Consider the following 23658-nt stretch of genomic DNA (forward strand, 5'->3'; position numbering starts at 1 on the left):
GTCATGACAACGACGTCAGAAACCAAGACCGGAGGCGGGGCGCGCGTGCGCGTCCAGCGCTTCGGCACCTTCCTCTCGGGCATGGTCATGCCCAACATCCCGGCGTTCATCGCCTGGGGCCTGATCACCTCGCTGTTCATCGCCACCGGCTGGCTGCCGAACGGCATCCTCGGCGGCTTCGGCAACGCCGACGCGATCGGCTGGTCGGGCGCGGCGACCGCCCTGGCCCAGGCCGACGACGGCACCACCTTCCCGCAGTACCTGGGTCTCGTCGGCCCGATGATCACCTATCTGCTGCCGCTCCTGATCGCGAACACCGGTGGCCGCATGGTCTACGGCGCCCGCGGCGGCGTGATCGGCACCATCGCCACGATGGGTGTGATCGTCGGTGCGAACATCCCGATGTTCATCGGCGCCATGATCATGGGCCCGCTCGCGGCCTACCTGCTGAAGCAGCTCGACAAGCTCTGGGCCGGCAAGGTCAAGCCCGGCTTCGAGATGCTGATCGACAACTTCTCCTCGGGCATCCTGGGCGCGCTGCTCGCGATCGCCGGCTTCTTCGGCATCGCGCCGGTGATCCAGGGCCTGTCCAAGGCGCTGGAGACCGGCGTCGACTGGCTGATCTCGGTCGGCCTGCTTCCGCTCGCCTCGATCCTCGTCGAGCCCGGCAAGGTGCTGTTCCTGAACAACGCCATCAACCACGGCGTCTTCACCCCGCTGGGCGTGCAGCAGGTCGCCGACCAGGGCAAGTCGATCCTGTTCCTGATCGAAGCGAACCCCGGCCCCGGCCTCGGCATCCTGCTCGCTTTCGCCATCTTCGGTGTGGGCCTGGCGAAGGCGAGCGCTCCCGGCGCCGTCATCATCCAGTTCTTCGGCGGCATCCACGAGATCTACTTCCCGTACGTGCTGTCGAAGCCCATGACGATCCTCGCCGCCATCGCCGGTGGAGCGACCGGCGTCGCCGTGAACGTGCTGTTCAACTCGGGCCTGCGCGCCCCGGCCTCGCCCGGCAGCATCATCGCGGTGCTCCTGCAGACCGCACCCGACAGCTATGTGGGCGTCATCCTCTCGGTGATCGCCGCCGCCGCGGTGTCGTTCCTCGTCACCGCCGTCATCCTCCGGGCGAGCCGCAAGCGCGACCTGGAGAACGAGAACGCGGGCGACCTGTCGGCCGCCATCGCGAAGACGCAGGCCAACAAGGGCAAGGAGTCCAGCGTGCTGGGCACCCTGAGCGCCGAGGGCGTCCCCGCCCGTGACGCCGAGGCCGTCGCCGAGCAGACCTCCCTGCTGACCGACGAGCGTCCGATCGCGAACATCGTGTTCGCCTGCGACGCCGGAATGGGCTCCAGCGCCATGGGCGCGTCGGTGCTCCGCAATAAGATCAAGAAGGCCGGCATCGAGGGAGTGACCGTCGTCAACAAGGCGATCGCGAACCTCGATGACGACGTCGATCTCGTGATCACGCAGCGCGAGCTCACGCCGCGGGCGCAGGAGCGCACCCCGAGCGCCGAGCACGTGTCGGTCGACAACTTCATGAACAGCCCCCGTTACGACGAGGTCGTCGAGAAGCTGAAGAACCAGCACGCCGCCAGCTAGGCGACGCGCACAGACGAAGGAGGAGCCCATGTCCGTCATCGAAGCCTCGCAGATCCGGTTGAGCGGTACCGCACGCACGAAGGAGGAGGCGATCCGAGAGGCCGCCGACATCCTGGTGGCCGCCGGAGCCGTCGAGTCCGGGTACCTGGACTACATGCTCCAGCGCGAGGCGACGGTCTCGACCTACATGGGCAACCTCCTCGCCATCCCGCACGGCACGAACGAGGGCAAGGACACGATCCTCGACTCCGCGCTCTCGTTCGTGCGGTACGACGAGCCCCTCGACTGGGGCGGCGAAGAGGTCCGCTTCGTCGTCGGGATCGCCGGCAAGGACGGCGGGCACATGGAGATCCTCACCAAGATCGCCATCGTGTTCAGCGACGAGGACGAGGTCGCGAAGCTGCTCGCGGCCGGAAGCTCCGAGGAGATCCTGCAGATCCTCGGCGACGTGAACGACTGACTACCAAGGAGCACCAGATGAAGGCCGTCCACTTCGGCGCAGGCAATATCGGCCGCGGATTCGTGGGGCTGATCCTCCACGACGCGGGCTACGAGCTCGTCTTCGCCGACGTGAACGCCGAGCTCATCGACGCGCTGGCCGCCTCGACGAGCTACGACGTGCACGCGGTGGGCGAGAACTCCTCCACCCGCACGGTGACGAACTACCGCGCGCTGAACAGCGGCACCGACGAGGATGCGGTGGTCGCCGAGATCGCGACGGCCGACATCGTCACGACGGCGGTGGGCCCGAACATCCTGAAGTTCGTGGCCCCCGTGATCGCCCGGGCGCTTCAGGCGCGCGACGCCTCGCTGCCGCCGCTGACGGTGATGGCCTGCGAGAACGCGATCAACGCCACCGACGTGCTGAAGGGCGAGATCGAGGGCCGGCTCGGCGACGACGCCGCCGGCACCCTCGGTCGCGCCGTCTTCGCCAACACGGCGGTCGACCGCATCGTGCCGAACCAGGAGCCGGGCCACGGGCTCGACGTCACGGTCGAGGACTTCTTCGAGTGGGCGATCGAGGAGACCCCCTTCGAGGGCGCTCCGCCGGTCATCCCCGCCGCCCACTTCGTGCCCGACCTCGCGCCGTACATCGAGCGCAAGCTCTTCACGGTGAACACCGGGCACGCGACCGTGGCCTACCACGGCTGGGTCGAGGGGGCGACGACGCTCGCCGATGCCCTGTCGGTGCCGAGCGTCTTCGCCGAGGTCAAGGCGGTGCTCGAGGAGACCAAGGCGCTCCTCGTCGCCAAGCACGAATTCGACCCGGCCACGCAGGAGGCCTACCTCGAGAAGAACCTCGTGCGCTTCGCCAACCCCTACCTCACCGACACCCCCGAGCGCGTCGGGCGCCAGCCGCTGCGCAAGATCTCCCGGCACGAGCGCTTCATCGGCCCGGCCGCCGAGCTCGCCGAACGCGGTCTGCCGACGGATGCGCTGCTGCGCGCCGTGGCGGCAGCCCTCCGTTTCGACGCCCCCGCCGACCCCCAGTCGGCCGAGCTCGCCGGGCTGCTCGACACCCTCACCCCCGAGGAGTTCACCGTGCAGGTGACCGGCATCGAGCCGGGCCACCCGCTGCACGACCGGCTGCTGGCGACCGTGCGCGCCGCGGTTGCATTTCGCTCGCCCGAGGAGTAATGGGCTCCTTGCAGAAAGGGCCCTCGTAGCGTAAGCTCGATCCTTGGTGTTTTCGGCCCGTTTTCGTGGGCCGATTTCGCACGACCAGCAGAATCTATTTTTAGCGACAGTGAGGCTATGGCCAAAAAAGACGGTGTTATAGAGATCGAGGGCGCAGTCGTCGAAGCCCTCCCGAACGCGATGTTCCGGGTGGAATTGACGAACGGCCACAAGGTTCTCGCTCACATCTCGGGCAAGATGCGCCAGCACTACATCCGCATCCTCCCTGAGGACCGCGTGATCGTGGAGCTGAGCCCCTACGACCTCACCCGTGGCCGGATCGTCTACCGCTACAAGTAGGCCCCTCCTCGTGAGGAGCGCTGGAAAGTAACGGCCCGACGGCATTCCGACGGGTACGAGGACAGCGAAGAGAGAAATCACAATGAAGGTCAACCCCAGCGTCAAGCCCATCTGCGAGCACTGCCGCATCATCCGCCGCAACGGCCGAGTGATGAACATCTGCAAGAGCAACCCGCGCCACAAGCAGCGCCAGGGCTAAGTAGTACCACCCCTAAATGGCAGTGTCAGAAGCCGCCCGGTGAGAGCCGGGCGGCGGACACCTTCGGTCGGAGGCCGGAGCACATTCACTGTCACAGACCTCCACACATCACCAGGAGATAGCCACAATGGCACGTCTAGCAGGAGTTGACATCCCCCGCGACAAGCGCGTGGAAGTTGCCCTCACGTACATCTACGGGGTCGGCCGCACGCGCGCGCTGAAGACCCTCGCCGACACCGAGATCTCGGGCGACATCCGCGTCAAAGACCTCACCGACGACCAGCTCGTCGCTCTCCGCGACTACATCGAGGGCAACTACAAGGTAGAGGGTGACCTCCGCCGCGAGGTCGCCGCCGACATCCGCCGCAAGGTCGAGATCGGCTCCTACGAGGGTGTCCGTCACCGCAAGGGTCTGCCCGTCCGCGGTCAGCGCACCAAGACCAACGCTCGTACCCGCAAGGGCCCGAAGCGCACCGTCGCCGGCAAGAAGAAGGCCGGCCGCTAAGCGCGCCGACTGACAGGACCAGGAGAGAATTATGGCAACCCCCAAGTCGGCTGCTCGCAAGCCGCGCAAGAAAGAGAAGAAGAACGTCGCCGTGGGCCAGGCCCACATCAAGTCGACCTTCAACAACACCATCGTGTCGATCACCGACACGACCGGTGCCGTCATCAGCTGGGCCTCCTCGGGTGGCGTCGGCTTCAAGGGATCGCGCAAGTCGACCCCGTTCGCCGCACAGCTCGCCGCCGAGTCGGCCGCCCGCCAGGCGCAGGAGCACGGCATGAAGAAGGTCGACGTCTTTGTCAAGGGCCCCGGCTCCGGCCGCGAGACCGCGATCCGCTCGCTCCAGGCCGCCGGCCTCGAGGTGGGCTCGATCAACGACGTGACCCCCCAGGCGCACAACGGCTGCCGGCCGCCCAAGCGCCGCCGCGTCTAGCGCTCATTGCGCCTCGAATCCCGCGGGCGTCCTGACGGACGCCCGCGGGACTCGGCGTAGGTGCTGAAGCGGGCTTCCAGCCCGGGGCTTCGGCACGTTCTTCGTCCTTTCTCACAACTCAATACCTCGTTACTTGAGCGTCATATAGCGGACGCTCAGCCGAAAGGAATAACAGTGCTCATTGCACAGCGCCCCACTCTCACCGAAGAGAACATCTCGGAGTTCCGTTCGCGGTTCATCATCGAGCCGCTCGAGCCCGGCTTCGGTTACACCCTCGGCAACTCGCTCCGCCGTACGCTGCTCTCCTCGATCCCCGGCGCTGCCGTCACGAGCATCCGCCTCGACGGCGTGCTGCACGAGTTCAGCACGATCCCCGGTGTGAAGGAAGACGTCACCGAGATCATCCTGAACGTGAAGGGCCTCGTCGTCTCGAGCGAGCACGACGAGCCGATCACCGCCTACCTGCGCAAGCACGCGTCGGGCGAGGTCACCGCGGCCGACATCCAGGCTCCGGCCGGTGTCGAGATCCACAACCCCGAGCTGGTCATCGCCACGCTGAACGACAAGGCGAAGTTCGAGCTCGAGCTGATCATCGAGCGCGGCCGCGGCTACGTCTCGGCGACCCAGAACCGCAGCGAGTTCTCCGAGGCCGGTCAGATCCCGATCGACTCGATCTACTCGCCCGTGCTCAAGGTCACCTACCGCGTCGAGGCCACCCGTGCCGGTGAGCGCACCGACTTCGACCGTCTCGTGGTCGACGTCGAGACCAAGCCGGCGATCACCCCGCGCGACGCCATCGCCTCGGCCGGCCGCACGCTGACCGAGCTGTTCGGCCTGGCCCGCGAGCTGAACACCGCGGCCGAGGGCATCGAGATCGGCCCCGCGCCGGTCGACGCCGTGCTCTCGTCCGAGCTGTCCGTTCCGATCGAGGACCTCGATCTGTCGGTGCGCTCGTACAACTGCCTCAAGCGCGAGGGCATCAACACCGTCTCGGAGCTGGTCGCCCTCTCCGAGACGCAGCTGATGAACATCCGCAACTTCGGACAGAAGTCGGTCGATGAGGTGAAGGACAAGCTCGTCGAGCTGGGCCTCTCGCTGAAGGACACCGTCCCCGGTTTCGACGGCGCCCACTTCTACGGCGGCTACGACGACGAGAGCGTCTGAGACGCTCGTTCGCCCGCCCCGACTCACCTGAACACCTGACTCACCTCTGGAGATAAGAAATGCCCAAGCCAACCAAGGGACCCCGTCTCGGTGGCGGACCGGCGCACGAGCGCCTGCTCCTCGCCAACCTGGCTGCCGCCCTGTTCACGCACAAGAGCATCAAGACGACCGAGACGAAGGCCAAGCGCCTCCGCCCCGTCGCTGAGCGCCTGATCACCTTCGCGAAGCGTGGAGACCTCCACGCCCGTCGTCGCGTGCTCGGCGTGATCGGCGACAAGTCGGTCGTGCACGAGCTCTTCACCGAGATCGCTCCGCTCGTCGCCGAGCGCGACGGCGGCTACACCCGCATCACGAAGCTCGGCTTCCGCAAGGGCGACAACGCGTCGATGGTGCAGATCGAGCTCGTGCTCGAGCCCGTCACCCCGAAGCGCTCGAACAAGCCGGCTGCCGCCGCGGCTCCGGCCGCCGCCGAGCCCGAGGCCGAGGTCGTCGAGGAGGCTCCCGCCGAGGAGACCACCACCGACGCCGCTGCCGACGAGACCACCGAGGCTCCGGCCGAGGAGTCGACCGAGGCCGCTGCCGACGAGGCGCCCGCTGCCGAGGAGAAGGACGCCAAGTAGGCTCCCACCCCCTCTCGAAGGCCCCGCACCCGCAAGGGTGGCGGGGCCTTCGTCGTAGACTGGCTGCCGTGGATTCGACGACGGGGGAGTGGCGGCTCCGCCTCGACATCGCCTACGACGGCACCGACTTCTCCGGCTGGGCGCGTCAGCCGGGCCTCCGCACCGTGCAGGGCGTGCTCGAGGAGGTGCTCGCCACCCTGCTCCGCCGCTACCCGCCCGCGCCGCACCTCTGGGTCGCCGGGCGAACGGATGCGGGGGTGCACGCCTCCGGGCAGGTGGCGCACGTCGACCTGAACGACGCCCAGCTCCGCAGCCTCCGCCGCCGGGGTGACGACGCCCGCAGCATGGAGCCCTCGGCCCTCGCCGCGCTCCTCGGGCAGCGGATAAACGGCATCCTCGGCGCCGACAGCGACGTGGTGGTGCTGGGGTCGACGATCGCCCCGTCCGGCTTCGACGCGCGGTTCTCGGCGGTGTGGCGACGGTACGAGTACCGCGTCAGCGACGTGGACGGCCGCCGGGACCCGTTGCTGCGGAGGACGACGGTCCGGCATCCCACCGCCCTCGACCTCGACGCGATGGATGCGGCCGCGCGGGCGCTGCTGGGCCTTCACGACTACGCGACCTTCTGCAAGCCGCGGGCGGGCTCGACGACGATCCGCACCCTGCAGTCGTTCACCTGGCGGCGCGACCCCGACGGCGTGCTGGTCGCCTCCCTGCAGGCCGACGCGTTCTGCCACAGCATGGTGCGCTCCCTGGTGGGGGGCACGGTGTCGGTCGGCGACGGCTCGCTGACGGGTGAGGAACTGGTGCGGCTGCGCGACGAGCGGATGCGCACCGGGGCCTTCCTCGTCATGCCGGCCAAGGGGCTCGTGCTCACCGAGGTGGGCTATCCCGAGGCCGCCGAGCTGGCCGGGCGGGCCGAACGGACGAGGGCGCGTCGCGAGCTCATTTGACCGGGTGGGTGGTATCGCCTATTCTTGATCTTTGGTGTCTGCGCCTCGTGCCGTTCACCCGAAGTTGAGCCCTCCATCGGCTGCCTTGCGTCTGATCCAGTTCGCAAGACCCACCGGAGCGGGATTCACGAACTCCTCACTCGAACAAGAAAGCAGCACTACTGTGACGCGCACTTACACCCCCAAGGCCAGCGAGGTCCAGCGCAGCTGGGTCGTCATCGACGCCACCGACGTCGTGCTCGGCCGTCTGGCCACCCACGCGGCCACCATCCTCCGTGGCAAGAACAAGGCCACCTTCACCCCGCACATGGACATGGGTGACTTCGTCATCATCGTGAACGCCGACAAGGTCGCGCTCACCGGTTCCAAGCTGGCCCAGAAGAAGGCCTACCGCCACTCCGGCTACCCGGGCGGCCTCCGCGCCGTCGGCTACGCCGAGCTGCTCGAGAAGAACCCCGAGCGCGCCGTCGAGAAGGCGATCCGCGGCATGCTGCCGAAGAGCTCGCTCGGTCGCGACCAGTTCCGCAAGCTCAAGGTCTACGCAGGCCCCGAGCACCCCCACGCGGCGCAGCAGCCGACCCCCTTCATCCTCGACCAGGTCGCCCAGTAGCGTCCCGCGTTCGTTCAGCAGACTCAGACAACAAAGGACTCATCAGTACCGTGGCGAAGATCGCAGATCAGATTGACGTGGCTCCCGAGAGCTACTCCACCGAAACCCCGGCCGACGAGGCGCCCCGCGCCCCCCGTGCCGTCCTCAACGTCTCCGGCGCAGCCGTGGGACGTCGCAAGCAGGCCATCGCCCGCGTGCGCCTCGTTCCCGGCGCCGGCACCCTCGTGGTGAACGGCCGCGAGTTCGCGGACTACTTCCCGAACAAGCTGCACCAGCAGCTGATCACCGACCCCTTCAAAGTGCTCGACCTGATCGGCTCCTACGACGTCGTCGCGAAGATCACCGGCGGTGGCCCCTCCGGCCAGGCCGGCGCCCTCCGCCTCGCCATCGCGCGTGCGCTGAACGAGATCGATCGCGAGAACAACCGCGCTCAGCTCAAGAAGTCGGGCTTCCTGACTCGTGACGCCCGCGTCATCGAGCGCAAGAAGGCCGGTCTCAAGAAGGCCCGTAAGGCGTCGCAGTTCTCGAAGCGCTGATCGCTCTTCGGCTCTACGCTTAGCCTATGGCTCGCCTTTTCGGCACCGATGGGGTGCGTGGGCTCGCGAACCAAGACGTCACGGCCGACCTCGCCCTGCGCATCGCGCAGGCAGGCGCCCGTGTCCTTGGTGCCGCGGCCCGGGATGCCGGTCGACGACCGGTCGCCGTGGTCGCCCGCGACCCCCGTCAGTCCGGTGACTTCATCGCGGCCGCCGTCTCGGCGGGGTTCGCGAGCTCCGGCGTCGACGTCCTCGACGCCGGAGTGCTGCCGACCCCGGCGGCCGCGTTCCTGATCGCCGACATCGGCGCCGACTTCGGCGTCGTCATCTCGGCCTCCCACAACCCGGCGCCCGACAACGGCATCAAGTTCTTCGCCGCCGGGGGCAAGAAGCTGCCGGATGACATCGAGATCGCCATTGAGGCGGCGCTCGGGCATCCGCAGCTCACCCCACTCGGCGGCGACATCGGCCGCATCAGGCGCTTCGCCGACGCCGAGGACCGCTACGTGGTGCACCTGCTGACCACGCTGCCGCACCGGCTCGACGGCCTGCACGTCGTGCTCGACTGCGCCCACGGTGCGGCCGCCGGCGTCTCGCCCGAGGCCTTCAACCAGGCCGGGGCACGCATCACGGTGATCGGCAACGATCCCGACGGCATGAACATCAACGACGGCGTCGGCTCGACGCACCTCGGCCAGCTCGCCGAGGCGGTCGTGGCCGCGGGTGCCGACGTCGGCATCGCACACGACGGCGACGCCGACCGCTGCCTCGCGGTCGACGCCGACGGCAACGTCATCGACGGCGACCAGATCATGGCCATCCTCGCGCTGGCCCAGGCCGACCGCGGCCAGCTGCGCGAGAACACGCTCGTGGCGACCGTCATGTCGAACCTCGGCCTCAAGGTCGCCATGGCGCATCACGGCATCACGATGCTCGAGACGCGGGTGGGCGACCGCTACGTGCTCGAGGCCATCAACGAACGAGGCCTCAGCCTCGGCGGCGAGCAGTCGGGCCACATCATCTTCGCCGACCACGCCACAACCGGAGACGGCATCCTCACCGGCCTGCAGCTGGTGAGCCGGATGGCCGCGACCGGCAAGAGCCTGGCCGAGCTGGCGGCCGTCATGAAGGTCTACCCGCAGACCCTCGTGAACGTGCGCGGCGTCGACCGCGACGGGGTGTCGAACGACGCCGTGCTCGCGAACGCCGTGGCGGAGGCCGAGGCGGATCTCGGCGAGACCGGCCGCGTGCTGCTGCGCCCCTCGGGCACCGAGCCGCTCGTGCGCGTGATGGTCGAGGCTGGGGACCAGGCCACGGCCGACCGCATCGCGGAGTCGCTCGCCGAGGTCGTGCGCCAGCGCCTCTCGACGGGCGTCGAGCGCTCCCTCTAGCCCCCGACCACTCGGCGACTCGCGAGGAGGAGCTCAGAGCTTGCGGAGGAGCACCTTGCTGACGCGGTGGTCGGCGTCCTTGCGGAGCACGAGGGTGGCGCGGGAACGCGTCGGGAGCACGTTCTCGAGCAGGTTCGGCAGGTTGATGGAGCGCCAGATCGATCGGGCCGTCTGACGCGCCTCGTCGTCGGACAGGCTCGCGTAGCGGTGGAAGTACGACTTCGGGTTCGCGAAGGCGCCGTCCTTCAGGGCCATGAAACGGGTCTCGTACCAGTCGGCGATGTCGTTCGTGCGGGCATCCACGTAGACCGAGAAGTCGAACAGGTCGCTCACCGCCAGGCGGTTGCTCGCCGGCGGCTGCAGCACGTTCAGGCCCTCGACGATGAGGATGTCGGGCTGGCGCACGACGATCTGCGCCTCGGGCACGATGTCGTAGCTGAGGTGGGAGTAGAAGGGAGCGCGCACCTCGGGGTTGCCGCTCTTCACGGCGGTGACGAAGCGGAGGAGCGCTCGCCGGTCGTACGACTCGGGGAAGCCCTTGCGCTGCATCAGCCCGCGCCGCTCGAGTTCGGCGTTGGGCAGCAGGAAGCCGTCGGTGGTGACGAGCTCGACCCGGGGCGTGTCCGACCAGCGGGCCAGGAGCTCGCGGAGCAGGCGCGCGGTCGTCGACTTGCCCACCGCCACGGAACCCGCGATGCCGATGACGAACGGCGTGCTCTTCGAGATCTCGCCGAGGTAGTCGGTGGTCGAGCGGTGCAGCTGCTTCGCGCTCGTGGCGTAGAGGTTGATCAGGCGCGCCAGCGGCAGGTAGACCTCGTCGACCTCACGGAGGTTCAGCGGGTTGCTGAGACCCCGGAGCTGCACGATCTCGGTCTCGGAGAGCGGCAGCGGGGTCGACGGCGCCAGAGCCGCCCAGTGCGCCCGGTCGAACTCGGTGAAGGGGCTGAACTGCGCGAGGCCGGTCGAAGCGGAATCGGGCATAGGACTCCTATTCTGCACCGTCCCGAGCCCGGCGGCGGCACCCGCAGCCTCTGCTGGGTGCCGCTGTCAGGGTGGCGTCGGTGGCCTCGGTTACACTCGGACCCATGTGTGGAATCGTGGGTTACGTCGGCAGCAACAGCAGTCTCGAGGTGCTCCTCGGGGGCCTCCGCCGGCTCGAGTACCGCGGCTACGACTCCGCCGGAGTGGCCGTGATCGGCGTCGACGGAACGCTGTCGACCCGCAAGCGCGCCGGCAAGCTGGCCGTGCTCGCCGACGACCTCGAGGCCTCGCCGATGGCCGACGGCCAGACGGGCATCGGGCACACCCGCTGGGCGACGCACGGCGGCCCGACCGACGTCAACGCGCATCCGCACCTCTCGGCCGACGGCCGCATCGCGCTCATCCACAACGGCATCATCGAGAACTTCGCCGGCCTCAAGCAGGAGCTCCTCGACGACGGCTTCGTCTTCGACAGCGAGACCGACACCGAGGTGGCGGCCAAGATGCTCGGCCGCGAGTACGAGGCCGGCGGCGGTCTGGCCGCAGCGCTCGGCCGCGTGGTCTCGCGCCTCGACGGCGCCTTCACCCTGCTCGCCGTGCACCAGGACGAGCCGGGCGTCGTGGTCGGCGCCCGCCGCAACTCGCCGCTCGTGATCGGGCTCGGCGAGGGCGAGAACTTCCTCGGCAGCGACGTCGCGGCGTTCGTCGAGCACACCCACCGCGCCCTCGCCATCGGCCAGGACCAGATCGTGGTCATCACCGCCGACGAGGTCACCGTCACCGACTTCGACGGCGAGCCCGTCGAGACGCACGAGTTCGAGGTGTCGTGGGACGCGTCGGCCGCCGAGAAGGGCGGCTGGTCGAGCTTCATGGCCAAGGAGATCAGCGAGGAGCCGGAGGCCGTGGCCAACACGATCCTCGGCCGCGTGGTCGACGGCCAGGTCGTTCTGCCCGAGCTCGAAGGCCTCGACGAGATGCTCGCCGGCATCGACCGCGTGATCGTTATCGCCTGCGGCACGGCCAGCTACTCCGGGCTCGTCGGCAAGTACGCCATCGAGAAGTGGGCCCGCGTGCCCGTCGAGGTGGAGCTCTCGCACGAGTTCCGCTACCGCGAGCCGGTGCTGAACGAACGCACCCTGGTGGTGTCGATCAGCCAGTCGGGCGAGACCATGGACACGCTGATGGCCGTCAAGTACGCGATCGCGAACGGTGCCCGCACGCTCTCCATCTGCAACACCCAGGGTGCCACGATCGCCCGCGAGTCCGACGCCGTGGTGTACACGCACGCCGGGCCCGAGGTCGCCGTGGCCTCGACGAAGGCGTTCGTCGCCCAGATCACCGCGCTCTACCTCTTCGGCCTGCACCTCTCCCGGGTGCGCGGCACGCTCGACCCCGAGGTGGCGGCGCACCAGCTCGCCGAGCTGCAGAGCATCCCGGCCAAGATCGAGCAGGTTCTCGGCAACGGCGCCGAGATCACGCAGCTGGCGAAGTGGATGTCCGACAGCCGCGCCGTGCTGTTCCTCGGCCGTCACGTCGGGTACCCGATCGCGCTCGAGGGTGCGCTGAAGCTCAAGGAGCTGGCGTACATCCACGCCGAGGGCTTCGCCGCCGGAGAGCTGAAGCACGGCCCGATCGCCCTGATCGAGCCCGGCCAGCCGGTCTTCGTCATCGTGCCGAGCCCGCGCGACCCGAACTCGCTGCACGCCAAGGTCGTGTCGAACATCCAGGAGATCCGCGCCCGCGGCGCCCGCATCCTCGCGATCGCCGAGGAGGGCGACGTGGCCGTGCTGCCGTTCGCCGACGAGGTCATCCGCATCCCGCTCGCGGCACCGCTGTTCGAGCCGCTGCTGACGGTCATCCCGCTGCAGCTGTTCGCCATGGAGCTCGCGACGGCGAAGGGGCTCGACGTCGACCAGCCGCGCAACCTCGCCAAGTCGGTCACGGTCGAGTAGGCCGTCGTGATCGTCGGAGTCGGAGTCGACCTGGTCGACGTCGCCCGCTTCGAGCGCGCCCTCGAGAAGACGCCGCGGCTGCGCGAACGGCTGTTCACCGAGGGGGAGCGCGGGCTCCCGGTGCGATCGCTCGCGGCGCGCTTCGCCGCCAAGGAGGCGCTGATCAAGGCGGTCGGGCACTCGACCGAGTTCCGCTGGCACGACATGGAGATCGTCTCGAACGACGACCGCAACCCGGCGTTCGCCGTGGCCGGCGGAGTCGCCGCGGCGCTCGCCGAGCTCGGGGCCGCGCACCTGCACCTGAGCATGACGCACGACGGCGGGAACGCGATGGCGTTCGTCGTCGCCGAGAGCGGTGCGGCGTGAGCGCGCCGGCGACGGCTGACGGGTCGGGCGCTCCCGTACCCGCACTCCGGCGCGCTCACATCGACGTGGATGCGCTGCGGCGGAATGCCGAGACGGTGGCGCAGCTCGTGGCGCCGGCCGCGGTGATGGCGGTCGTGAAGGCCGACGGGTACGGGCACGGCGCCGAGCGTGCCGCCCGTGCCGCGCTGGACGGGGGAGCGACGATGCTCGGCGTGGCCGACGTGGCCGAGGCGCTCGCGCTGCGAGCCGCCGGCATCGACGCGCCCGTGCTGGCATGGCTGCACGACGCCGACCCCGACTTCTCGAGCGCCGTCGAGGGCGGCGTGACCCTCGGCATCAGCACGCGGCGGCAGCTCGAGCGGGCCGCCGAGGCGGCATCCGCCGGGTCGCCCGCGGTGCTGCACCTCAAGATCGACACGGGGCTCGGCCGGAACGGCGCCGCGCGCGCCGATTGGGCGGAGTTCTTCGAGACGGCTCGGGGCTTCGAGGCCGAGGGGCGGGTGCGGGTCGAGGGCCTGTTCAGCCACTTGTCCAACACGGGTCCCGACGCCGACCGCGCCCAGCTGGCGGCCTTGGAGGAGGCGACCGCGCTGGCGCGGGCGGCGGGACTGCAGCCGCGCATCCGTCACCTTGCGTCGACCGCCGGGGCGCTGCGGCTGCCCGAGACGCGGCTCGACCTCGTGCGGCTCGGAATCGGGCTCTACGGGCTGTCGCCCTACGATGACGCCGACTCGGCCGCCCTCGGGCTGGTGCCCGCGATGCGCGTGGAGAGCCGGCTGATCTCGGTGAAGCGGGTGGCCGCCGGCACGGGGGTGTCGTACGGCTACACCTACCGGCCGAGTTCCGACTCGTGGCTCGGCCTGGTGCCGCTCGGCTATGCCGACGGCATCCCGCGGCACGTGTCGAACACGGGCAGCGTCTGGGTCGACGGCCGGGTGCATCCGATCGTCGGGCGCGTGGCGATGGACCAGTTCGTCGTCGACCTCGGCGAGCACGAGGTTGCCGTCGGCGACCGGGTCGTGCTGCTCGGCGACCCGGCGGAGGGCTTCCCCTCGGCCGACGACTGGGCCGAGGCCGCCTCGACCATCAACTACGAGATCGTCACCCGGCTCGGCCGGCGCGTGCAGAGGGTGGAGTCATGAGCGAGCACTCGGGCGCGGTTCCGGCGCGACGTGCGGTGATCGACCTCGGCGCGTTCCGGCACAACGTGCGCACGCTGTCCGAGCTGGCGAAGCCGGCCGAGACGATGCTCGCCGTCAAGGCTGACGCGTACGGGCACGGCATGGTGCCGCTCGCCCGCGCCGCGCTGGAGTCGGGCGCGAGCTCGCTCGCCGTGCTCGACATCCCGGCCGCGCTGGCGCTGCGCGAGGCCGGCATCACGGCGCCGATCTTCGCCTGGATGCACGATCCAGACGCCCTGTTCGGCGAGGCGGCCGAGGCCGACATCGACCTCGGCATCTCGGCGGTGTGGCAGCTCGACGCCATCGCGGCGGCCCGGGCATCCGTCGCCCCCCGCGTGCACCTCAAGATCGACACCGGACTCAGCCGCAACGGAGCCACCGAGGCCGACTGGCCGGCACTCGTCACGTCGGCCCTCGAGCATGACCGCGCAGGAGCCGTGAAGCTCTACGCGGCCTGGTCGCACCTCGCCGACGCCTCGCCCGAGGACGACGGTGTCGCGCTCGGCAAGCTCCGCCGCGCGGTCGAGGTCGCCGAGGGGCTGGGCGCCCGCTTCGAGAAGCTGCACCTCGCGGCGAGTTCGGCGGGCATCCGCATGCCCGAGGCGCGGCTCGACATGGTGCGGTTCGGCATCGCGGCCTACGGGGTGTCGCCGTTCGACGACCAGAGCGCTCGCGACCTGGGGCTGCGTCCCGTCATGACGCTGACCGCCCCCGTGGCGTCGGTGAAGCGCGTTCCCGCGGGGCACGGCGTCTCGTACGGCTTCGCCTACCGCACCGAGGGCGAGACGACGCTGGCGCTCGTGCCGCTGGGCTACGCCGACGGCATCCCGCGCATCGCGAGCGGGCGCGCCTCGGTCTGGATCGACGGCCGGCGGCACCCCATCGCCGGGCGCATCGCTATGGACCAGTTCGTCGTCGACGTGGGCGACCACCAGGTCGAGCCGGGCGACGAGGTCGTCGTCTTCGGCGAGGGCGACCGCGGCGAGCCGACGGCCGAGGAGTGGGCGGGCTTCGCCGACACCATCGGCGACGAGATCGTGGCGCGCATCGGCGCCCGCGTCGAGCGGGTGCACGTGGAGGGCGCGCCGGGCGGAGCCGGGCGATGAGCGGGGCGGGGCGGTTCGCCGAGCTGGCGGCCGCGGTCGGCGCCGTCGGGGTTCCGGGCGATGCGGGTGGTGCGGGTGGTCCGGGCGCTGCGAATGCTTCCGGCGTCGCGCTCCCCGGCCCGGGTGCGGCAGCCCTCACCATCGGCGATCCCGAGCGGATGCACGCGTTCGGCGTCGAGGTCGGGCGACGCCTCGGCGCGGGCGATCTGGTGCTGCTCACCGGCGACCTGGGGGCGGGCAAGACCACGTTCACCCGCGGTCTCGGCGAGGGCCTCGGCGTGCGCGGACCGGTGACGAGCCCGACCTTCGTGCTGGCGCGCACGCATCCGTCGCTCGTCGGGGGAGCGCCGCTGGTGCACGTCGACGCGTACCGGCTGAGCAGCGCGCTCGAGCTCGACGACCTCGACATCGACTTCGAGCACGCGGTGGTCGTCGTGGAGTGGGGCGCCGGGCTGATCGAGGCGCTCGCCGAGTCGTGGCTGTCGATCACGATCGACCGGCCGCACGGCGCGGGTGCCAAGTCCGATGGTGGCGCTGACGACTCCGAGTCCTCAGCGCTCGAGGAGGGGGCCGAGCCGATCGAGCCCCGACAGGTGACGCTGGCGGCGGTCGGGGCGAGCTGGGCCTAGTCCCAGTACAGGTGCTGCCGGGCATCCGGTCGCCGCATCGACGGGGCGCGTTAGGCTCGGGGGGTGCTTCTCGCCATCGACACCTCTGCCGGCACGTCGGTCGCCGTGGTCGACGTGGACCTCGTGGTCGCCGAGCGCGCGACCGAGGACACGATGCGCCACGCCGAGGTGATCGGCGAGATGATCGCCGGTGTGCTCGATGAGGCCGGCGTCGGCCCCGAGCGCATCGACGAGGTCGTGGCGGGCATGGGACCGGGTCCGTTCACCGGGCTGCGGGTCGGCATCGCGGCCGCCCGCGCCTTCGCGCTCGGCATCGGGCGACCGCTGACCCCCGCCGTCAGCCACGACGCGGTGGCGCTCGACGAGTGGTCGGCCGGCACCCGCGGTCCGCTGCTGGTGGTGACGGATGCGCGCCGCCGCGAGCTCTACTGGTCGAGCTATGACCTCCGCTCCGACGGAGCCTCCCGCACCGACGGCCCCGGACTCTGCCGCCCCGACGAACTGCCCTACCCCGACTTCGAGCGGGTGGACGCCACCCAGGTGTCGGCCGGAGCCCTCGGCCGCGCGGCGCTCATCCGCCGGACCGCCGGGCTGCCGGTGGAGTACACCGAGCCGCTCTACCTGCGCTCGCCCGACGTGACGGTGCCGGGGGCGCGCAAGCGGGTGACCCGGTGACCGACGCGGCAGCCGTGCTGCGGCCGGCCACCGAGGACGACCTCGACGCGATCATGGCGCTCGAGGAGTCGTCGTTCACGTCCGACGCCTGGTCGCGCGACTCGATGCAGCGCGAGCTCGCGAGCCCGTTCTGCCACTACCTCGTCGCGGTGCGTGCGGACGGCGGCCTCGCCGGGTACGCCGGGCTGCTCTGCCCGGCGGGATCCTCCGACGCGGACATCCAGACCATCGCCGTCGACCCCGCCGACCGCGGCCACGGCCTCGGGCGCGCCCTGATGACGGAGCTGATGGCCGAGGCCGGCCGGCGCCGCGCCCGCCAGATCTTCCTCGAGGTGCGCGCCGACAACCCCGTCGCCCACGGCCTCTACCGCTCGCTCGGCTTCGACGACATCGCCGTGCGCCCGAACTACTACCAGCCCGACGGCGTCGACGCCGTCGTGATGCGGGCCGAGCTCGGCCGCCCCGCCGGAAGGACCAGCGCATGACCCGCGAGCCCGTGGTGCTCGGCATCGAGACCTCCTGCGACGAGACCGGCATCGGGATCGTGCGCGGGCGCACGCTGCTCGCCAACGTCATCTCCTCCTCGATGGACGAGCACGCCCGCTACGGCGGCGTCGTGCCCGAGGTCGCCGCCCGCGCGCACCTCGAGGCGATCAACCCCGCGCTCGAGGCGGCGCTCGCCGAGGCGGGCGTCGGGTTCGACGAGCTCGACGCGATCGCCGTGACCAGCGGCCCCGGGCTCTCCGGCGCACTGATGGTGGGCGTCGGGGCGGCCAAGGCGCTCGCCGTCGCGACGGGCAAGCCGCTGTACGCCGTGAACCACCTCGTGGGGCACGTCGGCGCCGACGTGCTCGACGCCGCGCCGCTGGAGTACCCGACGGTGGCGCTGCTCGTCTCGGGCGGACACACCTCGCTGCTCGTCGTGCGCGACCTGGTCGGCGACGTCGAGCTGCTCGGCGAGACCATCGACGACGCCGCGGGGGAGGCCTTCGACAAGGTCGCGCGCATCCTGGGGCTGCCCTACCCGGGCGGGCCGCAGATCGACCGCGCGGCCGTGGGCGGCGACCCGGCGGCGATCCGCTTCCCCCGCGGGCTGATGCTGCCGAAGGACCTCGAGCGGCACCGCTACGACTTCTCGTTCTCCGGCCTCAAGACCGCCGTGGCCCGCTGGGTCGAGAAGGCGCAGGACGCCGGCGAGGAGGTGCCCGTGGCCGACGTCGCCGCGAGCTTCCGGGAGGCGGTCGTCGACGTGCTGCTGACGAAGGCGTTCCGGGCCTGCGCCGACCTCGGCATCCCGCGACTGCTGCTCGGTGGCGGCGTGGTCGCCAATGCGCGCGTGCGGGAGGCGGCCGCCGAACGGGCGGCGGCCCAGGGCGTGCAGCTGCGCATCCCGCCCCTGTCGCTCTGCACCGACAACGGCGCCATGATCGCGGCTCTCGGCGCCCAGCTCGTCGCGGCGGGGCACCGGCCGAGCGGCCTCGGCTTCGGCGCCGACTCGACGCTGCCGGTCACCGAGATCCAGGTGGACGAGCTGCCGTCGGCGAGCTGAACGCGCGTCGTCCCGCGATACCGAGATTGACAGATTCTCACGGCCACGCCACGATAGTGCCGTCCCTGTCTATCGGCAACCTTGGAGCCCCTCGTGACGAACCCCACCCCTCCCGCCTACGCCGCCGGCCCCGTCGCCGAGCAGAAGTGGAACGTCCTCGCGATCGTCGCCTTCGTGATCTCGCTGCTGTCGTTCAACGTCATCGCCATCGTGCTCGGCGCGATCGCGCTCAGCCAGATCAAGAAGACCGGTGAGAAGGGCCGCGGCCTCGCGCTGGCCGCCATCATCATCGGCGCCGTCACCATCGTGTTCTACATCGTGCTGTTCATCGTGATCTTCGCGGTCGCGGCCAGCCAGGGCACGGTCACCACCTACTGAGTCGTCGGGCGCAGGCGGCTCCCGGCTGCCTGCGCCTACTCTGTTAACGATCCAGGCAGCGCCGCCGGCCTGCCGCCACACGAAAGGGTCCCTCCGTGAGCGACACCACCCCTCCGGCCGCCGGAGAACCGCCCGTCCCGCCCGTCGCACCTCCCGTGCCGCCGGCCCCGCAGAACTCCCAGGCCTCGCAGGCCCCTCAGCCGCCCGTCGGCGGCTACCAGTCGGCCCCGCCGCCGCAGCAGTCGCAGCCGCCCGTGCAGGGCTACGCCCAGAACCAGCCGCCCGCCTACGGCCAGGCGCCCCAGCAGGGCTACGGCCAGCAGACCCCGCCCCCCGGCTACCCGCCCCAGCAGCAGCAGCCGTACTACGGCTACCAGGCTCCGGCGACGCCGCCGATGAACACGCTCGCGATCATCACGATCATCCTGGCGTTCGTGTTCTCGATCGCCGGCATCGTCACCGGCCACATCGCCCTGAAGCAGATCGACCGCACCGGCGAGCAGGGGCGGGGGCTCGCGAAGGCCGGCCTCATCCTGAGCTACGTGTTCACCGGTCTCGGCGTGCTGCTCGTGATCTTCTACATCGTCTTCGTGGTGCTGGCGATCGCGATCGCGGGCACCTCGGGCACCTACTACTAGGCCGCTCGAGCCGGCCGAGCGACGCGGCGAGCCCTCAGCCCACCCGGTCGACGAGCAGCGCCTCGTGCGCGCCGTCGACCCGGGTGAGGATGAGGGTCGCCGACTCCGCGCCCTTCAGCGAGAGCCGCGTGCGCAGAGCGGCGGGGTCGACGTCGACGCCGCGCTTCTTGATCTCGAGCGTGCCGATCCGACGCTCCCGCAGCGCCCGCTTGAGCGCCGTCTCGCTCGCCGGCAGCCGCTCGCGCACGCGGAAGGCCGCCGCGAAGGGTGTCTCGACGACCGAATCGGCCGTCAGGTACGCGATACCGGCCGAGAGCATTCCCGCACCGAGGCGTTCGGCCAGCGCTCCGATCAGCCGGGCGCGGATGATCGAGCCGTCGGGCTCGTAGACGAACTCCCCGAGCGGCCGCACCTCCGCGTCCACGCTGTCGGCCGCGGCGGTCAGCTCGGCCGATCCGCCTTCGCGCACCACGAGCGCCGAGCGCCGCACCCCGGAGCGGGCGAGCGCCCCGAACCACAGCCCCATCTCGACCAGCTGCCCGTCGACCGAGACCCACTGCGCCTCGGCGGAGCCCGGGATCTGCTCGCGATCGAAGCCCGGTCCGAGCTTGACGCCCACGGGCATCCGCTCGCCGAGCCCGAACGCGAAGCCGACCGAGGGCGAGTAGTCGTCGGGCCGGGTGAGCCGCGAGGTCTCGCCGGTGCCCGCGGTGCGCCGGGCGGGGTCGAGGTAGACCGCGTCGGCGCCCTCGAGCGAGACGCTCTCCGCGTCGGCGTGCACCACCTCGACGTCGGGGAAGGCGGCGAGGTTGTAGGCGGCCAGCGCGGCGGTGACCTCGTCGCGTTCGACGGCGAGCACGGGGATGCCGAGGGCGGCGATGGCCAGCGCATCCGCCCCCAGCCCGCAGCCGAGGTCGGCCACCCGCCGCACGCCGGCGTCGCGGAAGCGGCCGGCGTGCAGGGCGGCGACCTTGAGCCGGGTGGCCTGCTCGAGGCCGGCCTGGGTGTAGAGCAGCCGGTGGGCGAAGCCGCCGAACTTGGCCCTGGCCTTCTGCCGCAGCCGCGACTGGGTGAGCGCGGCGGCGACCAGCTCGGGGGAGTGGCCCGCTTTGCGCAGGGCGGCGACCTGCTGCACCGCGCCCTTCGCGGAGTACTCGGGAAGGGAGTCGACGAGCCGGAGCCCCTCCGTGGTCAAGAGCAGCGACAGCTCGGCGGAGTCCATCCGGCCACGCTACCAAGCGCGGGCCGATTGTTGGCACTCGCGTTGCGGGAGTGCCAATGAAGCCTCTAAACTCGACTTAGCACTCTCGGAGTGAGGGTGCTAACCAGACGTTTTTGTAACTGAGAAAGAAGAGGTCAACCGTGTCGGTCTCCATCAAGCCGCTCGAGGATCGCATCGTCATCAAGCAGGTCGAAGCTGAGCAGACCACTGCTTCCGGTCTCGTCATCCCTGACACCGCCAAGGAGAAGCCCCAGGAGGGCGAAGTCGTCGCCGTCGGCCCCGGCCGCATCGACGACAACGGCAACCGCATCCCGCTCGACGTCGCCGTCGGCGACAAGGTCATCTACTCCAAGTACGGCGGAACCGAGGTGAAGTACGGCGGTGAAGACCTGCTCGTGCTCTCGGCCCGCGACGTGCTCGCGGTCGTCGTCCGCTGACGCATCCTTCTTCACGCAGAACCCCGGGTGGCCTGGCCATCCGGGGTTCTGTCGTTCCCGGGCCGACAGCCGCCTCCGCGGGTCGCGGCGCAGGGGTAGGCTGACGCGGTGCCCGACCGTTCCGCCCCCGCGCTGACCTTCCGTTCCGGTCTGCTCTACGCCGTCGGGGCGTATGTGCTGTGGGGTGTCTTCCCCCTCTACTTCCTGCTCATGCAGCCGGCCGGGGCGTTCGAGATCGTCGCCTGGCGCATCCTGTTCTCGCTGGTGTTCTGCGCCCTGCTGCTCACGGTGACGCGCGGCTGGCGGCCCTTCCTGGCGATCGCCCGGCAGCCCCGGCTGCTGTTCCTGATGGCGCTCGCAGGCCTGCTGATCTACATCAACTGGCAGACCTACATCCTCGGCACCCTCTCGGGCCAGGTCGTCGAGACCTCGCTCGGCTACTTCATCAACCCGATCGTCACCGTGCTGCTCAGCGTGCTCGTACTGCGCGAGAAGCTCAGGATGCTCCAGTGGGCCGCCATCGGCATCAGCCTCGTCGCCGTGCTCGTGCTGGCCGTCGGGCACGGCACGGTGCCGTGGCTCGCCCTCGTGCTGGCGGCCTCCTTCGGCACCTACGGCCTGGTCAAGAAGCACGTCGGCCCCCGGGTGGACGCGGTCAGCGGACTCTCCCTGGAGACCGCGTGGCTCGCCCCGCTCGCGACCGTGCAGCTGATCGTCGTCTCGATGCTGCCGGGCGGCCTCGTCTTCGGCACAGTCAGTCCGGTGCACACCGGCCTGATGCTGCTCTCGGGCGTCGCCACCGCCGTGCCGCTGCTCATGTTCGCCTCGGCGACTCGGCGGCTGCCGCTGGCCTACGTGGGCTTCATCCAGTTCGTGGCGCCCATCCTGCAGTTCGCCATCGGGGTGTTCGTGCTGCACGAGCCGATGCCGCCCGAGCGCTGGGCGGGCTTCGCCGTCGTCTGGGTCGCGGTGCTGGTGCTGATCGTCGACATGGCCCGGGCGGCCCGGCGCTGAGAGCGCTCCCCAGGTCACCGCGAGATAACGATTGTCCTGTGTTACACGCCTGTAACACGGGCGTATTGTTCCGGTGCCGATCACCGCATAGCGTGATGGAACGGCCGATTCTTCGAGTCTGCCGAGAAACTGCACACATTCACATAAGGAGCACCATGAGCGTATTTGCGAAGGCCACGGCCTCGCGCTCGAAGCCCCTCTCGATCGTTGCCGGCGTAGCCGCGTTCAGCGCCACGGCCCTGCTGCTGGCCTCGTGCGCGTCGACGCCCGCGAGCGACGGCGGAGAGACCACCGCGGCGGCAGCACTCTGCGGCCCCGACGCTGCGACCGCAGCGGCCGACATCACGCCCGTCGCACCCGAGACGGCTCAGACCCGCGAGACCAAGCTCAAGCTCGGCTCGATCCTGCCGACCACGGGCTCGCTGGCCTACCTCGGCCCGCCCGAGATCGCCGGTGTCGACCTCGCCATCGACGAGATCAACGCGTCCGCGTCGGGCATCCTGGGCGGCAACGCCGAGGTCATCCACCGCGACTCGGGTGACACCACCACCGACATCGCGACCCAGTCGGCCACCGACCTGCTCAGCCAGGGCGTCGCCGGCATCGTCGGCGCCGCGTCGTCGGGTGTCTCGTTCACCTTCATCGACCAGGTCACCGGTGCGCAGGTCGTCCAGGTGTCGCCGGCGAACACCTCGCCCGACTTCTCGACCTACTCCGACGGCGGCTACTACTTCCGCACCGCACCGTCCGACGTTCTGCAGGGCCGCGTGCTCGGCAACCTGATCGTCAACGACGGCGCGACCAACGTCGGCATCATCTACCTGAACGACGCCTACGGCTCGGGCCTGGAGGAGAACGTCTCCAAGGCCGTCGAGGCCGCCGGTGGCACCGTCGTCGCCTCCGAGGCGTTCAACGAGGGTGACAGCCAGTTCAGCGCCCAGATCGACGCCGTCGTGGCCGAAGACCCCGACGCCATCGCGCTGATCGCCTTCGACCAGACCAAGGTCATCATCCCCGAGCTCGTCGGAACCAAGGGCTTCGACGGCAGCAAGGTCTACTTCGTCGACGGCAACCTCGCCGACTACTCGGCCGACTTCGAAGAAGGCGTGCTGAACTGCGCGAAGGGCACCCTGCCCGGCGTGCTGGCCGACGACGCCTTCAAGGCGAAGCTGCTCGGTGTGAACCCCGACCTGAAGGACTTCAGCTACGGCGCCGAGTCCTACGACGCGGTCAACCTGATGGCCCTCGCGGCCGTCGCGGGCGGCTCCGCCACCGGTCCGGTCATCCAGGCGAACATGCAGGCGGTCTCGGAGGGCGGCACGAAGTGCACCAGCTTCTCCGAGTGCGCCGACCTGCTCGCTGCGGGCACCGACATCGACTACGACGGCGTCTCCGGGCCCATCACCTTCGATGAGAACGGCGACCCGACCGAGGCGTACATCGGCATCTACCAGTACGGCAAGGACAGCACCTACTCGCCGCTGAACGTCGAGTTCGGCTCGCTGGCAGGCTAGTCGCCCCAGACGGAAGGCCCGGTTCCCCTCGGGGG

28 protein-coding genes are annotated in these 23658 nt (G+C 70.2%); 26 read left to right on the forward strand and 2 right to left on the reverse strand.

Annotated features, from left to right (window positions below; genetic code table 11):
- Positions 1-3: 3 nt before the first annotated feature.
- The 13 genes from HQQ85_RS15200 to glmM all read left to right on the forward strand — a co-directional run bounded on the left by HQQ85_RS15200 (position 4) and on the right by glmM (position 9981).
- A complete protein-coding gene (locus HQQ85_RS15200) occupies positions 4-1596 on the forward strand; it encodes a PTS mannitol transporter subunit IICB (RefSeq protein WP_173183356.1) in 1593 nt (530 codons plus the stop codon).
- Between the two features lie 28 nt (positions 1597-1624).
- Positions 1625-2056: a PTS sugar transporter subunit IIA gene (locus HQQ85_RS15205; protein WP_173183357.1), complete on the forward strand. Its 432-nt coding sequence runs from the start codon at positions 1625-1627 to the stop codon at positions 2054-2056.
- Between the two features lie 17 nt (positions 2057-2073).
- Positions 2074-3234 (forward strand): mannitol-1-phosphate 5-dehydrogenase, encoded by a 1161-nt coding sequence (locus tag HQQ85_RS15210; protein ID WP_173183358.1) that lies wholly within the window; start codon positions 2074-2076, stop codon positions 3232-3234.
- Positions 3235-3351: 117 nt separating this feature from the next.
- On the forward strand, positions 3352-3573 hold the full coding sequence (infA, locus tag HQQ85_RS15215) for a translation initiation factor IF-1 (RefSeq protein WP_022883252.1): 222 nt from the start codon (positions 3352-3354) through the stop codon (positions 3571-3573).
- 82 nt (positions 3574-3655) lie between these two features.
- Entirely contained in the window at positions 3656-3772 is a 117-nt protein-coding gene (gene rpmJ, locus HQQ85_RS15220) for a 50S ribosomal protein L36 (RefSeq protein WP_066041129.1), read from the forward strand.
- A gap of 127 nt (positions 3773-3899) precedes the next feature.
- Positions 3900-4277 carry a 30S ribosomal protein S13 gene (gene rpsM / locus HQQ85_RS15225; protein ID WP_171703640.1) on the forward strand — a complete coding sequence of 126 codons (378 nt, stop codon included), beginning with the start codon at positions 3900-3902 and terminating at the stop codon, positions 4275-4277.
- A gap of 31 nt (positions 4278-4308) precedes the next feature.
- Positions 4309-4707 (forward strand): 30S ribosomal protein S11, encoded by a 399-nt coding sequence (rpsK, locus tag HQQ85_RS15230; RefSeq protein ID WP_173183359.1) that lies wholly within the window; start codon positions 4309-4311, stop codon positions 4705-4707.
- A 174-nt stretch (positions 4708-4881) separates the two neighbouring features.
- Complete coding sequence (locus HQQ85_RS15235) at positions 4882-5871, forward strand: DNA-directed RNA polymerase subunit alpha (RefSeq protein WP_173183360.1); 990 nt, start codon at positions 4882-4884, stop codon at positions 5869-5871.
- A gap of 59 nt (positions 5872-5930) precedes the next feature.
- Positions 5931-6491, forward strand: a complete 561-nt coding sequence (rplQ, locus tag HQQ85_RS15240; protein WP_173183361.1) for a 50S ribosomal protein L17 — start codon at positions 5931-5933, stop codon at positions 6489-6491.
- Positions 6492-6559: 68 nt separating this feature from the next.
- Positions 6560-7444 (forward strand): tRNA pseudouridine synthase A, encoded by an 885-nt coding sequence (locus HQQ85_RS15245; protein ID WP_173183362.1) that lies wholly within the window; start codon positions 6560-6562, stop codon positions 7442-7444.
- Between the two features lie 163 nt (positions 7445-7607).
- Entirely contained in the window at positions 7608-8054 is a 447-nt protein-coding gene (rplM, locus tag HQQ85_RS15250) for a 50S ribosomal protein L13 (RefSeq protein WP_173183363.1), read from the forward strand.
- Between the two features lie 50 nt (positions 8055-8104).
- Positions 8105-8590 (forward strand): 30S ribosomal protein S9, encoded by a 486-nt coding sequence (gene rpsI / locus HQQ85_RS15255; protein WP_173183364.1) that lies wholly within the window; start codon positions 8105-8107, stop codon positions 8588-8590.
- A 26-nt stretch (positions 8591-8616) separates the two neighbouring features.
- Entirely contained in the window at positions 8617-9981 is a 1365-nt protein-coding gene (glmM, locus tag HQQ85_RS15260) for a phosphoglucosamine mutase (protein WP_173183365.1), read from the forward strand.
- A 33-nt stretch (positions 9982-10014) separates the two neighbouring features.
- On the opposite strand, the gene coaA is transcribed toward glmM, so the two are convergent.
- A complete protein-coding gene (gene coaA / locus HQQ85_RS15265; RefSeq protein ID WP_173183366.1) occupies positions 10015-10962 on the reverse strand; it encodes a type I pantothenate kinase in 948 nt (315 codons plus the stop codon).
- 104 nt (positions 10963-11066) lie between these two features.
- Between coaA and glmS the strand changes: the two genes are divergently transcribed.
- The 10 genes from glmS (at position 11067) to HQQ85_RS21695 (ending at position 19436) form a co-directional block, all read left to right on the forward strand.
- Positions 11067-12914 (forward strand): glutamine--fructose-6-phosphate transaminase (isomerizing), encoded by a 1848-nt coding sequence (gene glmS, locus HQQ85_RS15270; RefSeq protein WP_173183367.1) that lies wholly within the window; start codon positions 11067-11069, stop codon positions 12912-12914.
- 6 nt (positions 12915-12920) lie between these two features.
- Positions 12921-13280, forward strand: coding sequence for a holo-ACP synthase (locus HQQ85_RS15275; protein ID WP_173183368.1), 360 nt, complete (start codon positions 12921-12923; stop codon positions 13278-13280).
- Positions 13277-14422: an alanine racemase gene (gene alr / locus HQQ85_RS15280; RefSeq protein ID WP_173183369.1), complete on the forward strand. Its 1146-nt coding sequence runs from the start codon at positions 13277-13279 to the stop codon at positions 14420-14422. The genes HQQ85_RS15275 and alr (HQQ85_RS15280) overlap by 4 nt, the downstream gene beginning before the upstream one ends.
- Entirely contained in the window at positions 14419-15567 is a 1149-nt protein-coding gene (gene alr / locus HQQ85_RS15285) for an alanine racemase (RefSeq protein ID WP_173183370.1), read from the forward strand. The genes alr (HQQ85_RS15280) and alr (HQQ85_RS15285) overlap by 4 nt, the downstream gene beginning before the upstream one ends.
- 158 nt (positions 15568-15725) lie before the next feature.
- Positions 15726-16196 carry a tRNA (adenosine(37)-N6)-threonylcarbamoyltransferase complex ATPase subunit type 1 TsaE gene (gene tsaE, locus HQQ85_RS15290; protein ID WP_173183943.1) on the forward strand — a complete coding sequence of 157 codons (471 nt, stop codon included), beginning with the start codon at positions 15726-15728 and terminating at the stop codon, positions 16194-16196.
- A gap of 63 nt (positions 16197-16259) precedes the next feature.
- Positions 16260-16871 carry a tRNA (adenosine(37)-N6)-threonylcarbamoyltransferase complex dimerization subunit type 1 TsaB gene (tsaB, locus tag HQQ85_RS15295; RefSeq protein WP_173183371.1) on the forward strand — a complete coding sequence of 204 codons (612 nt, stop codon included), beginning with the start codon at positions 16260-16262 and terminating at the stop codon, positions 16869-16871.
- Positions 16868-17356, forward strand: coding sequence for a ribosomal protein S18-alanine N-acetyltransferase (gene rimI / locus HQQ85_RS15300; RefSeq protein WP_371741926.1), 489 nt, complete (start codon positions 16868-16870; stop codon positions 17354-17356). The genes tsaB and rimI overlap by 4 nt, the downstream gene beginning before the upstream one ends.
- Positions 17353-18420 carry a tRNA (adenosine(37)-N6)-threonylcarbamoyltransferase complex transferase subunit TsaD gene (tsaD, locus tag HQQ85_RS15305; RefSeq protein WP_173183372.1) on the forward strand — a complete coding sequence of 356 codons (1068 nt, stop codon included), beginning with the start codon at positions 17353-17355 and terminating at the stop codon, positions 18418-18420. Before rimI ends, tsaD begins: the two co-directional genes overlap by 4 nt.
- Positions 18421-18513: 93 nt before the next feature.
- A complete protein-coding gene (locus HQQ85_RS15310; RefSeq protein ID WP_173183373.1) occupies positions 18514-18798 on the forward strand; it encodes a DUF4190 domain-containing protein in 285 nt (94 codons plus the stop codon).
- 95 nt (positions 18799-18893) lie between these two features.
- Entirely contained in the window at positions 18894-19436 is a 543-nt protein-coding gene (locus HQQ85_RS21695; protein ID WP_173183374.1) for a DUF4190 domain-containing protein, read from the forward strand.
- Positions 19437-19470: 34 nt separating this feature from the next.
- On the opposite strand, the gene HQQ85_RS15320 is transcribed toward HQQ85_RS21695, so the two are convergent.
- A complete protein-coding gene (locus tag HQQ85_RS15320) occupies positions 19471-20658 on the reverse strand; it encodes a class I SAM-dependent methyltransferase (RefSeq protein WP_173183375.1) in 1188 nt (395 codons plus the stop codon).
- Positions 20659-20798: 140 nt separating this feature from the next.
- Between HQQ85_RS15320 and groES the strand changes: the two genes are divergently transcribed.
- The 3 genes from groES (at position 20799) to HQQ85_RS15335 (ending at position 23623) form a co-directional block, all read left to right on the forward strand.
- A complete protein-coding gene (gene groES / locus HQQ85_RS15325; RefSeq protein WP_173183376.1) occupies positions 20799-21095 on the forward strand; it encodes a co-chaperone GroES in 297 nt (98 codons plus the stop codon).
- Between the two features lie 108 nt (positions 21096-21203).
- The gene (gene rarD / locus HQQ85_RS15330) at positions 21204-22109 is read left to right on the forward strand and encodes an EamA family transporter RarD (RefSeq protein ID WP_173183377.1); all 906 of its coding nucleotides are present in this window, start codon (positions 21204-21206) and stop codon (positions 22107-22109) included.
- 155 nt (positions 22110-22264) lie between these two features.
- Positions 22265-23623 carry an ABC transporter substrate-binding protein gene (locus tag HQQ85_RS15335; protein ID WP_173183378.1) on the forward strand — a complete coding sequence of 453 codons (1359 nt, stop codon included), beginning with the start codon at positions 22265-22267 and terminating at the stop codon, positions 23621-23623.
- The last annotated feature ends 35 nt before the right edge of the window (positions 23624-23658 follow it).

The organism is Herbiconiux sp. VKM Ac-2851 (assembly GCF_013205105.1).
GTDB lineage: Bacteria > Actinomycetota > Actinomycetes > Actinomycetales > Microbacteriaceae > Herbiconiux > Herbiconiux flava.